This is a genomic window from Jiella mangrovi (assembly GCF_017815135.1).
GTDB lineage: Bacteria > Pseudomonadota > Alphaproteobacteria > Rhizobiales > Rhizobiaceae > Jiella > Jiella mangrovi.
Genome location: NZ_JAGJCF010000002.1, coordinates 143,525 through 158,992 on the forward strand (window position 1 = coordinate 143,525; position 15,468 = coordinate 158,992).

17 protein-coding genes are annotated in these 15,468 nt (G+C 64.6%); 8 read left to right on the top strand and 9 right to left on the bottom strand.

All coding sequences use genetic code 11. From position 1 onward, the window contains the following. From J6595_RS03575 to J6595_RS03615, 9 genes are all read right to left on the bottom strand, one after another. The gene (locus J6595_RS03575; protein WP_209593086.1) at positions 1–972 is read right to left on the bottom strand and encodes an FAD binding domain-containing protein; all 972 of its coding nucleotides are present in this window, start codon (positions 970–972) and stop codon (positions 1–3) included. Continuing rightward, entirely contained in the window at positions 969–1,478 is a 510-nt protein-coding gene (locus J6595_RS03580) for a 2Fe-2S iron-sulfur cluster-binding protein (protein WP_209593087.1), read from the bottom strand. Before J6595_RS03580 ends, J6595_RS03575 begins: the two co-directional genes overlap by 4 nt. Before the next feature lie 215 nt (positions 1,479–1,693). Then, positions 1,694–2,131 (bottom strand): PIN domain-containing protein, encoded by a 438-nt coding sequence (locus J6595_RS03585; RefSeq protein WP_209593088.1) that lies wholly within the window; start codon positions 2,129–2,131, stop codon positions 1,694–1,696. After that, entirely contained in the window at positions 2,128–2,394 is a 267-nt protein-coding gene (locus J6595_RS03590) for a FitA-like ribbon-helix-helix domain-containing protein (RefSeq protein ID WP_209593089.1), read from the bottom strand. The genes J6595_RS03585 and J6595_RS03590 overlap by 4 nt, the downstream gene beginning before the upstream one ends. Before the next feature lie 151 nt (positions 2,395–2,545). Then, positions 2,546–3,121 carry a DUF447 domain-containing protein gene (locus J6595_RS03595; protein WP_209593090.1) on the bottom strand — a complete coding sequence of 192 codons (576 nt, stop codon included), beginning with the start codon at positions 3,119–3,121 and terminating at the stop codon, positions 2,546–2,548. A 4-nt stretch (positions 3,122–3,125) separates the two neighbouring features. Further along, the gene (locus J6595_RS03600; RefSeq protein WP_245197596.1) at positions 3,126–4,595 is read right to left on the bottom strand and encodes a DUF6513 domain-containing protein; all 1,470 of its coding nucleotides are present in this window, start codon (positions 4,593–4,595) and stop codon (positions 3,126–3,128) included. 49 nt (positions 4,596–4,644) lie between these two features. Beyond that, positions 4,645–5,292, bottom strand: coding sequence for an amino acid kinase family protein (locus tag J6595_RS03605; RefSeq protein WP_209593091.1), 648 nt, complete (start codon positions 5,290–5,292; stop codon positions 4,645–4,647). A gap of 306 nt (positions 5,293–5,598) precedes the next feature. Next, a complete protein-coding gene (locus tag J6595_RS03610) occupies positions 5,599–6,714 on the bottom strand; it encodes a (5-formylfuran-3-yl)methyl phosphate synthase (RefSeq protein ID WP_209593092.1) in 1,116 nt (371 codons plus the stop codon). Beyond that, positions 6,711–7,178: a DUF3280 domain-containing protein gene (locus tag J6595_RS03615; protein WP_245197597.1), complete on the bottom strand. Its 468-nt coding sequence runs from the start codon at positions 7,176–7,178 to the stop codon at positions 6,711–6,713. Before J6595_RS03615 ends, J6595_RS03610 begins: the two co-directional genes overlap by 4 nt. A 276-nt stretch (positions 7,179–7,454) precedes the next feature. Between J6595_RS03615 and J6595_RS03620 the strand changes: the two genes are divergently transcribed. The 8 genes from J6595_RS03620 (at position 7,455) to J6595_RS03655 (ending at position 15,463) form a co-directional block, all read left to right on the top strand. Next, positions 7,455–8,666 carry an ABC transporter substrate-binding protein gene (locus J6595_RS03620; RefSeq protein ID WP_425342123.1) on the top strand — a complete coding sequence of 404 codons (1,212 nt, stop codon included), beginning with the start codon at positions 7,455–7,457 and terminating at the stop codon, positions 8,664–8,666. A gap of 478 nt (positions 8,667–9,144) precedes the next feature. Then, a complete protein-coding gene (locus tag J6595_RS03625) occupies positions 9,145–10,554 on the top strand; it encodes a sensor histidine kinase (RefSeq protein ID WP_209593095.1) in 1,410 nt (469 codons plus the stop codon). Beyond that, positions 10,551–11,186, top strand: coding sequence for a response regulator (locus J6595_RS03630; RefSeq protein WP_209593096.1), 636 nt, complete (start codon positions 10,551–10,553; stop codon positions 11,184–11,186). The genes J6595_RS03625 and J6595_RS03630 overlap by 4 nt, the downstream gene beginning before the upstream one ends. A gap of 169 nt (positions 11,187–11,355) precedes the next feature. After that, the gene (locus J6595_RS03635) at positions 11,356–11,613 is read left to right on the top strand and encodes a hypothetical protein (protein ID WP_209593097.1); all 258 of its coding nucleotides are present in this window, start codon (positions 11,356–11,358) and stop codon (positions 11,611–11,613) included. A gap of 105 nt (positions 11,614–11,718) precedes the next feature. Then, positions 11,719–12,651 (top strand): PQQ-dependent catabolism-associated beta-propeller protein, encoded by a 933-nt coding sequence (locus tag J6595_RS03640; RefSeq protein ID WP_209593373.1) that lies wholly within the window; start codon positions 11,719–11,721, stop codon positions 12,649–12,651. 26 nt (positions 12,652–12,677) lie between these two features. Further along, the gene (locus J6595_RS03645; RefSeq protein WP_209593098.1) at positions 12,678–13,313 is read left to right on the top strand and encodes a cupredoxin domain-containing protein; all 636 of its coding nucleotides are present in this window, start codon (positions 12,678–12,680) and stop codon (positions 13,311–13,313) included. A gap of 504 nt (positions 13,314–13,817) precedes the next feature. Then, on the top strand, positions 13,818–14,615 hold the full coding sequence (locus J6595_RS03650; protein WP_209593099.1) for an ABC transporter ATP-binding protein: 798 nt from the start codon (positions 13,818–13,820) through the stop codon (positions 14,613–14,615). Then, on the top strand, positions 14,612–15,463 hold the full coding sequence (locus J6595_RS03655) for an ABC transporter permease (protein WP_209593100.1): 852 nt from the start codon (positions 14,612–14,614) through the stop codon (positions 15,461–15,463). Before J6595_RS03650 ends, J6595_RS03655 begins: the two co-directional genes overlap by 4 nt. Positions 15,464–15,468: the final 5 nt, after the last annotated feature.

Genomic DNA, 15,468 nt, shown 5'->3' on the forward strand with positions numbered 1-15,468 from the left:
TCAGGCTCCCTTCGTTGCATCAGCGAGCACGGCTTTGAGCGTGCGCCGCGCGAGCGGGATCTTGAAGTCGTTCTCGCCCTGGCCCCTGGCCTCGGCGAGGAGAATGTCGGCTGCCTTGTCGAACAGCGCCATAGAGGGCGCTTCGCCGATCAGCGCCTTCTCCACCGCCTCGTCGCGCCAAGGCATGTGGGCGAGGCCACCGAACGCCAGACGCGCCTCGGCGATCTTGCCGCCATCCGTGCGGACGATCGCCGCCACCGAGACCAGCGCAAAGGCATAGGACGCGCGGTCGCGGACCTTGCGGTAGCGATGGACGCCCGCGATCGGCTTCGGCAGCCGCACGGCGGTAATCAGCTCGCCCTCTTGAAGTTCGCTCTCGATCTGCGGCGTATCGCCGGGCAGGCGATAAAAGTCGTCGACCGCAATTTCCCGCGTTGAACCGTCTGCTTTCTGCGTCTCGACGACTGCGCCGAGCGCGCGCATCGCAACGGCCATGTCCGAGGGATGGGTCGCGATGCAGTTCTTCGACGCACCGAGAATGGCGTGGATCCGGTTGAAGCCGCCGATCGCGGCACAGCCGGAGCCGGGCTCACGCTTGTTGCAGGGCTGCGAGGTCTCGTAGAAATAGCCGCAGCGCGTGCGCTGGAGTAGGTTGCCGCCGGTGGTCGCCTTGTTGCGCAGCTGGCCGGAAGCGCCGGCCAGAAGCGCGCGCGACAGCAGCTCGTAATCCTTGCGGATGCGCGGATCGGCAGCGAGGTCGGAGTTGGTGACGAGGGCCCCGATCCTCAGACCGCCGTCATCCGTCGTCTCGATGTCGCGAAGCGGCAGACGGGTGATGTCGACGAGCTTGTCCGGCGTTTCCACCTCGAGCTTCATCAGATCGAGGAGATTGGTGCCGCCGGCAATGAAGCGGCCTGCGAGTTTGCCGGCTTCGGTGACATCGCTGGCGCGGGCGTATTCGAACGGTCTCATGCCGTCTCCTTCATCTTGGCGCTGGCGCTCTCGATGGCGTCGACGATGTTGGGATAGGCGGAGCAGCGGCAGATGTTACCGCTCATACGCTCGCGTATCTCGTCGCTCGAGAGGTTGGCATCTCCCGTGACATTGTCGCTCGCATGGCTCGGCCAGTTGTCCTTGACCTCGCCGAGCATTCCCACTGCCGAGACGATCTGTCCGGGCGTGCAGTAGCCGCACTGAAATCCGTCATGGTGGAGGAAAGCCTCCTGCATCGGATGCAGCTTGTCCGGCTGACCGATGCCCTCGATCGTGGTGATCTCGTCACCTTCATGCATGACCGCGAGGGTCAGGCAGGAATTGATCCGGCGGCCATTGACCAGCATGGTGCAGGCGCCGCACTGGCCGTGATCGCAACCCTTCTTCGAACCGGTGAAACCGAGATGGTCCCGGCAGGCGTCGAGAAGCGACGTGCGTGTATCGATGTCGAGCTCGTGCTCGATCCCGTTGATCTTCAACTTCATCGCGTGGAATAGCCCTTCGCTGGCGTCCGTCAGGCGTGATGCTTTGCCGCGCCCAATCTGGAACGTTTCGAAATTCGATCGTTAACGGGCGGAAGGCGCGATGGTTTCGTCGACTCCCGCAGGGTGACGAAGTGTTCAACGAGGGCGGGAGGGGCGGCGACGCATTTTCGGAAAAAGCCGGTGCGTTTGAATCGCGTCAGCGCATGCAATCGCTGTCAAGCGCGGGGCGTTTCTGCCGGCAACCAGGGATTGATCACCTGGACCCCCATGTCCACGAACGGACGAATGTCGCGTGTGGCCACGGAAAACCCGTTCGAAACGGCAATCGCGGCTATTGCAGCGTCGGCGAAGCCCTTGACCTCGCGGCCTCGTCGGGCCGCGCCGGCCGCATGTGCGGCAAAGGCAACCGTTGCCGGCATATCGAACGAAGCGATGCGACCGAAGAAGAGAGCGATATAGGATTCGACAAGGTTCTCGAGCGCCGCATGCCGTTTGCCTTCTGGCAATTTCGCGACACCGAACCGCAGCTCGGCCACCGTGATCGTCGTCAACCAGAGCGTGGACGGAGATTGCTGGTTCAGCCATGCGAGGACGTTGGAATCCGGGTTCGGCTTCATAGCCTCCGACAGGACGTTCGTATCAAGCAAAATCACGAGAAGTCGGCACCCTCGATCCCGGTCCGATCCCGGTCAAAATCGACGCCCTCCAAGTCGACGCCATCAGCCAGCATCCGCAGACGGTCGCCAAAGCCGGTTTCATTTGGCGGGAAAAGGCCCTCGGCCAGCAGTCGGCGCGCCTTTTCCTCGGCGCTGATCCCGTCATGAGCGGCCTGGGCCTTGAGAGCTCGGTGTATCTCGTCAGAGAGCTTGCGGATCGTTATTTGCGCCATCTGTCCGTTCCTGAATTCTGGCGCCATGATAGCATCTGGCAATTTCGCTATCAAACCTCCTTGCCGGACATCGAGACGCGCTTTTGTCGGGGAAGAAGATGGGTACACTGGAACTCGCCTTCCACACTCGGCGAGCGCGCCTCTGCCCCTGTGGCGGCATGGCGGCCAGCAGCGGCTTTCAGCTTTTCCCCTCCACCTCCGCCAGATGCTCGATGACCTTTTCGAGCAGCCAGTAGAAGGCTTGCTCCTCGTCCGGGCCGGCGGTCTTGTCGATGGCGATCTTGAGATAGGCGATCTCGGTCTCGATCTTCTCGGCCGGCAGCATCTTCAGGCGGCTGACGAGGATCGCCGCTTCGAGCACCGCCGCCTTGGCACGGTTCATGCCGGTATAGGCCCGATGCTGGCCGGACGCGATCACCTTGCAGAAATAGCGCGGGCGCGTTTCATCCCCGCTGACGCTTTCGACCTGCAACACGTCATGCGACAGCGCCGCTTTGAGCCGTGGCACCGGGCAGTTTTCGAGAGGGGTCAGGGGCCAGTCCCTGCGGCCGGTAAGACAGCCGGCGAAGATCTTCGCCTCGTCGGTATAGTTGACCACCGCACGGCCCGTCGCCTCGATGTTGGCCAACGTCGTCGAGGGGCGGAAAGGCGCGATGATCCAGCCGTCCTTTTCCTGAATGATGCCGAGTGGCGCGATGTGGACCTCGCCTGCCTCGGACATCGTGGTCAGGATCGTTTCACGAATATAAGGCATCGCCTCAACTCCCCTCGCCCTCGCCGTCATCGTCGGCAGATTTCGCAGCCGATGTCCGACGCGCGTTCTTCTGTGCTTTCAGGGTATGGCCGGCCTCTTCGAGCCGCGTCCGGTCTTCCTCGTTCCGCGGCGCGCCGACGCCGAAATCCAGCGGCGCGTCCTGGGCGTAACGCTTGCCGAGCCTGAAGGCGACTTCCGCCTTCTGGAGTTCCGCCCCGAGATAGAAGGCGTGGCCGGTGTCGCCGTCCACTTCGATATGCGGAAACAGCTCGAAGGCGTCCGTGGCGACATGATGCATGTCGCGATTGAAGAGGTGAATGCCGTCCTCGGCGGTTTCGATCCGGTAGTTCCGGTCCTTGATCGTCGCCGCCAGCTCGCCGAGTTCGCCCGGCGTGACCGCAAAGGGTTTCACGTCATGAACCTGAAGGAGCGCGCTCGAATAGCCGCGCGGCAAGGCGTTGTCCTCTTTCGCCGCAAAGAGCATGCGCCGGGCCGCATCGTGCTCGGCGATCGTCGCGCGGGTGTGCGGGCTGACATTGACGATCAGGAGATTGTCGATCGACAGCTCCGAGCAGATGCCGAGCAGCGTCGCGGTTATCCCCGAAGTGTCGGCGTCGGTCAGCTCCGTCAGATTGCCCGTCCCCATCAGGATGGAGATGTCCGGATGGCGGCGGCGCAGCTCGTGATAGCGCAAGAGCGAGGCGGTGAAGCCGAAATGAATGGGATCGAGGATCGCGTCGGCGATGAAATCGATCCCCATCGCCCGCGCGGTCTCGATCGCCCTGTCGAGGGAGGCGAGATCGTGGGGGATGGCCGGCACGAGGATCGGCACGGCGTCGCCTTCGCGGGCGATGTGCATCGTCTCTTCGTTGAGGCTGAGGAGATAGTCGGCGCCGGCGCGCGTTGCCCGGGACAACTCGTCCGGATCGGCGGAATCGACGCTGACCGTATGGCCGGCCGCCTTGAGCCCGGCAATCATCTCTTCCAGATGCGGAAAGGGCGTATCCGGCAGGCAGCCGAGATCAATGACGTCCGCCCCCTCGCCCCGCATCTTCTCGGCCCTCGCCACGATCGTTTCGACGGGATGGGCCGTCGCGTCGACGATCTCGGCGAAGATGCGCATGGCATGACGGGAGAGATCGGGCGGTCCGCCCTTGCGGCCGAGAAACTCCGGCAGGTCGACGAGTTCGTCCGGGCCGCGGACGAAGGGCACGCCGAATGACGCTTCCAGCCTTGCAAGGTCCGCACGGCATCGCCCCGGCAGCACGACGCGATCGGCCTCGACCGGTCGCTGCAGCCGCCGCTCGATGATGTCGCCGGTGGCGAGCGCGGCGACTTTGACGCCGATATCGGCGATCGCCCAGTCGAATGCGGTCTCGCCAATGCCGGCGAGGATCCGCTCGAGGCGCGGGCGGGCCAGATGTCCGGTCAGGAAGAGCAGTCGCGGTTTCGCCATTGCGGCTATGTCGGGCATTCATCGTCCGTTGAAAAGCCCGCCGTCTCCGAAACCCTGACGCAGAGCCTCACTCCGCGGCGACGGACAGCCCCACGGCGTGATCCGACAGCTGATGGCCCGGCACCCTGCCGTCGGTGAGCCTCAGGCCGGCTGTTGCAAGATCGCCGGGGCCGGCGATGGAAACCGCATAGTTTCCGAGCTGATCGGAAAAGGTCTCGTCGACGATCTGGGCGGCGACCAGCGCCTCGATCTGAGAGCCCTCCGGCACGTCGAGCTGCTTGATCAGGCAGAGATGGCGCGCCGACATCCGGCGCGCGAGCCAGGCGGCGAGCGAATCGGAGGTCACGCTCCAGTCCTTGGCGATGTCGGGCGCCGTCAGGGCGACGTCGCGCGGAAGCCAGACGGGAATGCGGCCTGCCTCGATCGCCGTCTCGATATCCTCGCGATCGCGCGCCCGTGTCATCCGCGCGCTGAGACTGATCAGCGCGAGGCCGAACTGCTCCATACCGAGGATCGCCATCTCATGGGCCGCCCGATCGTCGAAGCCGAGCTTTGGTTGATAGCGGCGCACCGTGTCGGCGAAGGGTCCGCCTCCCGGCACGACGACTGTCGGAAAACTGGACTGTTCCAACGCCCTGACCCAACGGTGAAGGTCCGGCGAAGATACCGAACTGCCTCCGAGCTTGACGACGAGTAACTGCTGACCTCTGCCCATTGCGCTGACCCCTTTCGATTGCCGGGGCAGCCTGCGCAACCGCGCGACCGCCTCCTCCCGTTCGCTTCAGCCTCTTCGGACCGATAGCTTCCTCATGGGGAACTCCTGGTTGAACCCGATCGATCCAAGCTTCCTCGATAAAAACGCGATTTTTACCGAACGTCCTTTGGCATGACAATGAACTCCCGCGACGGTCTCAGCGCAAGGCCAGATGCGGGTTCAGCGACGCTGCGCCGACGGGCCGGACACTTCTGGCCCTGACCGTTCGGGGTCCGTCGAGCGGCTCGCGCCTGCGATTTTCCGTGTTCAGGCGCCAGGATCGCCGCGCCGGCGGCAGATTTCGATGCCGACGGCGCCGGGGCCGAGTTCGAGCTTCTCGATCTTCACCGTCACCTCGAACACCCGCTCGTCCCGCAGGAGGGTCCGCGCGAGATCGAGGGCAAGGGTCTCGACGAGATCGGTATGGCCGGCCTCGACGAGAGCCCGGATCGCGTCGGTGATCAGATCGTAGGAATAGACCTCGGAAATGTCGTCGGCTTGCGCGGTGATCCGGTCGATCCGGGCATCGACGCTGAAGCGCACCTTCTGGCGCCGGCCGCGCTCGTGGCCGTAGGCACCGATTTCCATGTCGAGCACGAGGTCGCGAACGAAGATGCGATCGAGGCGAGCCTCGTCCATCGGCTCAAAAGCTCGTTTCGCCGAAGCGCCCGGATCGTCGGCGGCGAGGACCGTCCGGCCGCCAGCGATCAGATCGGACATCCGCCGAACCTTGTTTTCATCGATGGAGTCGGACCGCGCCCCACAGGTCAGCGCGCCGCGAAACCCGAGATAATCGGGTTCGAGGACGAGAAGACGCGGGACATCCGGCGCTTCCAGCGAACCGGCAAGGCCGGTCATCAGCCCATGCTCGCGGGCAGAGCGCACGAAGCGCGCGACCATGGCGAAGGTGAGCGCACTCAAGAGCCCGCTCGCCGCCCCCGCGCCTTGCCGCTTGCCGATCGTGTCGATCATCGCGCCGTGAAATCCGGCCTGCGCGAGATCTGGAAGAAGCGTCAGATCCGGATCGCCATCGGCAAAGAACACCGCGACGAGCCTGATGTCGCGGGCGATTTCGCCGAGCGCCGATATCACGGCGAGCCGCTCCTCCCGCCGTGCAGGGAAGAAGCCGATCTTGACGAAGTCGGCTTCTCGCCGCTCGCGCACGGCGCGAACGACGACATCCGGCACCATGGGCAGATCGCCCGCCACGGCCGAGACCGGGCGCCGACCCGCGACCTGCTCGATCGTCGCGGCCAGAACGGCCGGTGCGACCGCACCGAGCGCGCCTTGGGCGGGATCCTTCAGGTCGATGATATCGGCGCCGCCGGCGAGCGCCGCTTCGGCTTCGCCGGGTCCCGTGACGCTTGCCAGCAATTTCGTCAACGCGCCGCCTCGAACTGCTTCTTCAACGTATTCTTGAAGAGATACTGCACGCCCCGCTCCCAGCTCTCGTCGGTGTTCGAGCGAATGTCGGCGCTGCCTCTGGCGACCGGTTTACCGGTTTTGACGTCGAAGGCGAAGGCATTGATGTTGAGGATGAGGTTGGAGACCTTCTGGACGGTCCCGACCACGGCGATGTCCGCCCCGACCTCGCCGGCAAATTTCAGCGCGCAGTTGCCGCAATTCTGGAGATTGGCGTCCTCGGCCTGTCTGGCGACCGGGCCGGTATCGACAAGCTCGTAACCGTCGAGCCCGGCGATGTCCTTGCGCAGCATCGGCGCCATGCGGGCGAGCCGTGCCTCCTGAGCGGCGTCCTTGCCCATCATCGAGCCTTCCAGGCTGGAATCGACCAGCTGAAAATCGAACACCGCGACCTTCTCTCCTGCCGCCGCCGCCGGTCCAGCCATGCATACCGCGAGGACAACAACGGGAAAAAATCTCCCTTGCCTGACAAGGTCTCGTCCGCGACACATCGTAGACGCAAACATTCGGCCCCTCCCTGAATGTGGTGTGCGGTGCCCGGGATCAGTGATAGCGCATCGGGCGGGAGGAGCAATGATGGCAGCGGCTCGGCAGTCAGCCGTCCACCGCAGCCGAATGCGGGAGGAAATCTGATGTTCGACCTTTATCGCCCGGGGCGCAGCCTCGCGCCGCTCGCCCTGGCATGGCTGGCGGCTCTATCCATGAGCCTCCCGGCAGCAGCGCAGGGCACCGGCGAGACCGCCGCCCCGGCGGCAAAAGCGGCGGCGCCTGCAAACCCGGCACAGAAACAGCTCCAGACGATCCGCATCGGCTACCTGCGCAGCTATGAGCGGACCCTTGCCCTCTCCGTCCTCGACATTCCGCCCGAAGATATCGGCCTTGCCGGCGCCAAGGTGGCAATCAAGGACAACGACACCACCGGCTCCTTCATGGGCCAGAAATTCGTCCTCGACGTCGTCACTCTCAAACCCGGCGACGACATCACCGGCCCGATGCAGAAGCTCCTGGCCGATGGCGACCACTACATCGTCACCGATCTCTCGGCCGAGGACACGCTGAAGGCGGCCGATCTCGCCAAGGAAAAGGACGCGATCATCCTCAATGCCGGGGCCGAGGCGGACAGCCTGCGCAATGACGACTGCCGGGCCAACATGTTCCACACCGCCCCGTCCCGCTCGATGCTGACCGACGGCCTGGCGCAGTATCTGATGTGGAAGCAGTGGCGGAACTGGGCGCTCGTCGAGGGCGAACATCCCAATGATCAGCTTTTCGCCGAAGCCCTGAAGCATTCGGCCAAGAAATTCGGTGGCAAGATCGTCGCCGAGAAGGTCTTCAAGGATGCGGGCGGCGCGCGCGCCACCGATTCCGGCCAGGCGCTCGTCCAGCGGCAGATCCCGGTCTTTCTGCAGGATCTGCCGGATTACGATGTCCTGCTCGTCGCCGACGAGAGCGAGGTGTTTGGAACCTACATCCCCTGGCGGACCTGGATCCCGCGCCCTGTTGCGGGCACCGCCGGCCTCGTTCCCGGTTCCTGGCATCCGGCCAGCGAGCAGTGGGGCGGCGCGCAGATCCAGAATCGCTTCGAGGACGCGGCCGGCCGGCGCATGGAACCCAAGGACATGCAGGCCTGGACGGCGGTGCGCGTCATCGGCGAGGCCGCCTCCCGGACGAACTCGACCGACCCGGAAAAGATCGACGCCTTCATCCGCTCGAAGGACTTCACCGTCGCCGCCTTCAAGGGCCAGCGCCTGACCTTCCGGGACTGGGACTGGCAGCTGCGCCAGCCTGTCCTTCTCGGCACGGAGAACTCCGTCGTCACGGCATCGCCCCAGGAAGGCTTTCTGCATCAGGTCTCCGAACTCGACACACTCGGGACGGATCGGCCGGAAACGACCTGCAAGTTCGACAAGTGATGGTTTCGTCGCAGAACAGGCGGTAGCCGCCAATAGCTCGTCATCCCGGGCTTGACCCGGGATCCATTCCAAACCGCCGAAACCGCCATGACCGTTTTTCACTAAGACATTGATTTCTAAGCATCGAAGAGGGGAAATTCGACGGAAGAGGAATGGATCCCGGGTCAAGCCCGGGATGACGAAGTCTCGAGTTTCGCGCCTTCTCTTCGGCCCGCTCGTTCCATGACACCGAAGGAGACCCATCCAAGAGGCGCAAAATTATTGCGGCCTCAATCCTGAGGACAGCGAGGCTCCCGCCTTTCCCGCCTTCCTGAACCGTCGATAGTGCTCGCAAAGCGATTTCCGCGATCGAAACGAACACCGTTCCGCGCTATGGAAAGCGGCTGTCGGAGGAAAGAACGGGCGACTTGCGGTTCATGGCACGAAGGGGACACAACCGGGTCGAGATGAGCGCTGGCGTGAGCCGGGCATTCGTTCCATGTCGCTGAAGGCGCGCCTTGCTTTGACACTGACGGTCGCCTTCGTCGCGATCGTCATCATCGGCGCGGTGCTGACCTTCTTTCAGGCGCGCGAGAATATCCACACCGAGCTTCAGGCCGCCCGCAGCGTCGCGGCCAACCGCGTCGCCCAACTCGTCGCCGAGCTGCCCGCCTCGCGCGACGTGAGAGGCAAGCTCGCCGGCTTCGTTCGCACCTTCAACGGCGACCGGCGGGTCAAGATCCTGCTGATCGATTCACTCGGTGTCATCCGCGACCAGTCGGTCATGGCGAAGGATTTCGGCGCCTTGCCAGACTGGTTCGTGAAGCTTCTTTCTCCCGATCCCTCGACGACCGTCATGCCGCTGACGGCGGCCTCCGAGCCGATCACCTCGGCGGCGATCCTCGTCGATCCGCGCAACGAACTCGCCGCTGCCTGGCTCGATCTGTTGACCTCCCTCAGCCTCCTGGTGCTGTTCCTGGCGATCGCCTTCGGAGCGGTCTGGATCGTCGCCGACCGGGCCCTGAGGCCGCTCACCGCCATCCAGGACGCCTTCGCGCGCATCGGTGGCGGCGACTATTCGGCCAAGGTCGTGCCGCGCGGGCCACCGGAAATCCGCGAGCTGGCGGGCGGGCTGAACACCATGACGGATCGTCTCGAGGCGATTTCGAGCCGCAATCGCCGGCTCTCGGACCGGCTCCTGCATCTGGAGGACGAGGAGCGCGCCGGGCTCGCCCGCGATCTCCACGACGACATCGGTCCGCTGCTCTTTGCCATCGACGTCGACGCCTCCGGCATCAGGCGAATGGCACAGACGTCGCCGCCGGGCGCCATCGTGGAGCGCGCCGGGGCGATCGTCGCGGCCGCCCACGCGGCCCGCAAGGAACTGAAGCGCATCCTCGGCAATCTGCGGCCCGGCGCGACGTCGGGGCTCGGACTGAAGGGGGCCATCGAGGAGATGGTCGCCGACCTTCAGTCGCGCCACGGCGGTGTCGATTTCGATCTCGACCTTTGCGACGGAGACTTTGGCGCGACGGTCGAAACCCTGGTCTACCGTGCCGTGCGCGAAGCCGTGACCAACGCCCTGCGTCATGGCGAGCCCGGCGCGATCGCCATTATGGTCGAAGACCGCGCAGGGCAGCTGGCCTTCGAGGTCACTGACGATGGCGGCGGCCTCGCCGATGCGGAGCCGGGCACAGGTTTCGGCCTCGTCGGCATGCGCGAGCGCGTGGAGGCCGCTGGCGGGGTCATGCGGATCGAGGAGATCGGCCGGCCGCGCGGCGTCAAGGTGAGCGGATCGGTGCCGCTCGCCGGCCGTATGGTTGCAGAAAAGACCAGCCAGGCTGATAGAATCATCCTCGACGAGGCGGCCGCCAAGGGCGCCATGACAGCATTGAAGGACGAACGATGAAGCTCCTGATCGTCGACGACCACAAGGTGGTTCGGGACGGGATTCGCCGGCTGATCGAGGGGTTGGCGGTGAGCGCCATCGCCGAAGCCGAAAGCCCGTCCGATGCGCTTCGCGAGTTTCGCGGCCTGCGCCCGGACGTCACCATTCTCGACATCAACCTGAAGAACGGCAGCGGCCTCGACGTCCTGCGCCGCCTGAGGGCAGATGATCCGAAGGCGAGGATCGTCGTCTTCTCGATGTATTCCGACGTCGTCTACGCCGTCTCGGCGCGCCGCGAGGGCGCACTCGGCTATGTCTCGAAAAGCGCTCCCTCCGACGAGCTGCTCGTCGCTCTGGAGAAAGCGCTTGCGGGCGAAACTTACGTCGACAGCGAGACCTCCGCGCTGATGAAAGACCATACGAGCCGCGAAACCGGCGTCTCCGATCTCACCCGCCGCGAACTGCAGATCCTCCACATGCTCGGCGACGGCCGGAGCCTGTCGGAGATCGCCGATGGCCTTGGCGTCGCCTACAAGACCGTCGCCAACACCTCGACCCGGATGAAGGAAAAGCTCGGCGTCGAGCGCACCTCCGACCTCGTCCGCTTCGCGCTGGAAACCAAGGGCGGACGGATGCTCGGCAGCGGTGAGTGAGCTCTTGGGCCATTACGGGAAGTAGTCCCGTTGCTGGCACGGAAATTTATAAGCTAGCAATTGAATTGCCGTCGCCCCTCGCGGCTTGTCTCTCCCAAGGGCAAGGCGTGGGGGACGGCGGGCACCGGCAAACGGGACGGGAGGCTCGAAAATTGCCATGATCAGGCCAATGGCATTCATCGTCGCATTCGCGCTGACGGCGGGCTCGGCCCTTGCTGAGGAATCCGAGACGATCGAAGACATGGCTTCGGCCGGCGAGGTGGCGAAGGTTCAGGAAACGCTGGCAAAGATCGGCTGCAAGGCACCCGCCGTCGAGAAGGAGAGCGACGATCTCTTCGAGATCGATGATGCGACCTGCGACATCGGGCAATACGACTTCAAGCTGAATGGCGACTACAAGATCATGGTGATGTCGATCGACGAATGACCCGTCGCATCGGCTGAGACGCTGCCCGGCCGCATCAGGCGACGGGCTCATGGGAGGAACGATTTGAGACGTCTGTCCGCCGCGGCCCTCGCCGCGCTTCTCGCGATGTCGGCCAGCCCCGCCTTCGCCTACAAGGTCTTCGTGTCGAACGAAAAGGGCAACGACATCACGGTGCTCGATTCGGATAAGGATTTCGCGGTCGTCGACACCTTCAAGGTCGGCCAGCGCCCGCGCGGCATCGCGATCAGCCCCGACGGCTCGGCGCTCTATGTCTGCACCAGCGACGACGACACCATCCAGGAATACGACACCAAGACCCACAAATTCGTCCGCACCCTGCCGTCGGGCCCCGATCCCGAGCTCCTCGTCGTCTCGCCGAGCGGCGACCAGCTTTATGCCGCCAATGAGGACGACAATCTGGTCACCGTCATCGACCTGAAGACCGGCGGACGCCTCGCCGAGATTCCGGTCGGCGTCGAGCCGGAAGGAATGGGCGTCTCGCCCGACGGCAAGACCATCGTCAACACGTCGGAAACGACGAACATGGCCCATTTCATCGATCGCGACAGCCAGCAGATCACCGCCAACGTCCTGGTCGATTCCCGTCCCCGCTTTGCCCAGTACAAGAAGGACGGCTCGGAGATCTGGGTCTCCGCCGAGATCGGCGGCACCGTCTCGGTGATCGACGCGGCCACCAAGCAGATCACCCACAAGATCACTTTCGACATCCCAGGCATCCGCTCCGAGGCGATCCAGCCGGTCGGCATCCGCATCACCGACGACGGCGCCAAGGCCTATATCGCACTCGGGCCGGCCAACCGCGTCGCGGTGGTCGACACCAAGACCTACGAGGTCGAGGAATACCTGCTCGTCGGCCAGCGCGTCTGGCAGCTCGCCTTCTCGCCCGACCAGAAATACCTCTTCACCACCAATGGCCTGTCCAACGACGTGACGATCATCGACGTCGCCGACGACAAGGCCGTCAAGTCCGTGCAGGTGGGGCAGCAGCCCTGGGGCGTCGCCGTGACACCGAACTGAGATACCTATTTTCGGGAGGGAAAATCATGAAATCACCCTGGCTCGCTCTGATGGCGGCGCTCTTCGGCATTGGCGTCGTCGTGGCGCCGACCGGCTCGGCCTTCGCCCAGGCCGGCGATGACGACGACGATGCGAAACCCGCCGCCACTCAAACCATGGCGGCCGACGATGACGACGATGACGACGACGCGGGCCGTGGCGCCGACATGGTGCCGGCCGGTGACGGGCTGACGATCCCGCCGGGCTCGGAGCTGATGCCGGCGGCGGCGCTCAATGGCGACCAGATCGGCCTGCCGAAGAAGAGCCTCTCCTCGCAGATCGTCACGCCGCTCATTCTCGGCGAGGGCGGCAAGCCGTTCACGGTGAACCACACGGACTTCTACCTCAGGGCGGGCCAGGCCTATCGCTGGGACATCAAGTCCGAGGGCGACATCGAGTACAAGTTCAACGCGCCGGACTTCTTCCGCAATGTCTGGATGAACCAGATCGTCATCGACGATCTCGAAGTCCACATGGCGGGCGCGCCGGCCTGGCTGGAATATGATTCCCACGGCACCATCACCGTGCAGTTCCAGACCGTCCGCCCCGGCCGCTACGAATGGAATGTCGGCGGCCTCGACGCCGAGCACGAGATGAAGGGCACGATCACCGTCGTGCCGTGAGGCGCGGCGGGGCAGGAGCGATGGGTGCTTGACCGCACTCGTCGAGCGGGGCGCTAGCCTCGGGCTCGCCCCGTCCGCCGTGTGTGCAGAACGCGCGAACACAGAGCGGCTTCGTCATCCCGGGCCTGCCCCGGGATCCATTCCAAATCGCCGGAACCGCGGTGACGATCCATTGTCAAGACATTGATCTTGCTGCGCTTAAAAGGAAGAACTCAACGGTTGAGGAATGGATCCCGGATAAAGTCCGGGATGACGAAGTTTCAGTGGTCGCGAGGATTTCGGCCACCCATGAAGGCCATGGGAAAATGGGAGGCCATGTTTCAAGACGGTTGGCCTGTGCTGACTATGGCTGCGCGCATGGGATGACCCTGCCAGTGTGCGCCGCCAAATAGACAGCATCTCCCCGCATCTGCACTATGTCATCCTCCAAGGGAGGCTGGCATCGAGACTTGCATCAGGCCCGCGGTGGATCTCTCGCCAAGCCGGAAAGAACGAAGACCGACAATGCAGGACGGCAGGCTGAACGACAGCGCCACCATCGACCTCCCTGCCCTCGCCGTCGAGCGGGTCAGCCATTCCTATGGCCAGCGCCAGGCGCTGGGCGACGTTTCCTTCACCGTCCCGCAAGGCTCCTTCACCGCGCTTCTCGGCCCCAACGGCGCCGGCAAGTCGACGCTGTTCTCGCTGATCACCCGCCTCTTCAACGTCCGCCACGGGGCGATCCGCATCCTCGGCTACGACCTCAACGCCGATCCCGGCGAGGCATTGCGGCGGCTCGGCGTCGTCTTTCAGGCCCGCACCCTCGATCTCGACCTCTCGATCGCCCAGAACCTCACCTATCACGCCGCGCTCCACGGCCTGCCGGCCTCGGCGGCGAAGAAGCGCATCGGCGAGATCCTCGCCACTTCCGAACTCTCCGCGCGGCTGAAGGAGAAGGCCCGCAACCTGTCCGGCGGCCAGCTCCGCTCGATCGAGATCGTGCGCGCCTTCATGCATCGCCCACGCCTCATCCTGCTCGACGAGCCGACCGTCGGCCTCGACATCCGCTCGCGGGCGGCCATCCTCTCCGAGGTGCGCCGGCTGGTGAAGGAAGAAGGCGTCAGCGTCCTCTGGGCGACCCATCTGATCGACGAAATCGACGACAGCGACCAGGTCGTCGTCCTGCATCAGGGCCAGGTGCTGGCCGAGGGTTTCGTGCCGGAGATCGTCGCGCGGGAAGGCGCGAAATCGATCGGCGACGCCTTCACCCGGCTGACCGGCGTTCGCGCCGGGACCACCGAGCCGGCGGAGTTGCGGGCATGAGCGAGACCCCCGTGGAGCACGCCCACCCTGCCCCGATCCGCCGCGGCTTTCCGCTTTCGGCCTATCTCATCTGCGCCGGCGGTATCGTGTGGCGTGAAGCGCTGCGCTTCATTCATCAGCGCGAGCGCTTCGTCTCGGCGCTGGTGCGCCCGCTCCTGTGGCTGTTCATCTTCGCCGCCGGCTTCCGCCAGGTGCTCGGCGTCTCGATCATCGCGCCCTATCAGACCTACATCCTCTACGAGGTCTATATCGCACCCGGCCTCGTCGGCATGATCCTCCTCTTCAACGGCATGCAGTCCTCGCTCTCGATGGTCTACGACCGCGAGACCGGGACGATGAAGACGCTGCTGGTCTCGCCGCTGCCGCGCTGGTTTCTCCTGGTCTCGAAGCTTTTCGCCGGCGTCGCGGTCGGCGTCGTCCAGGTCTATGTGTTCTTCGGCATTGCCTGGTTCTGGGAGGTGCAGCCGGAGCCGCCGGGCTATCTGACCGCCCTGCCGGCGATCATTCTCGCCGGGCTGATGCTGGGGGCGCTCGGTATGCTGCTCTCCTCGCTGGTCCAGCAGCTGGAGAATTTCGCGGGCGTCATGAACTTCGTGATCTTCCCGATGTATTTCGCCTCTTCGGCGCTTTATCCGCTCTGGCGGGTGCAGGAATCGAGCCCACTGCTCTACCGGATCTGCCAGTTCAATCCGTTCACCCACGCCGTCGAGCTCATTCGATTCGCGCTCTATCAGCAGCTGAACGGTCAAGCATTGCTGATCGTTCTCGGCTGCACGGTGGTCTTTCTCGGCGGGGCGATCATCGCCTATGATCCCGCGAGAGGACTGATCAGCCGCAAGCGCCAATAGGCGAG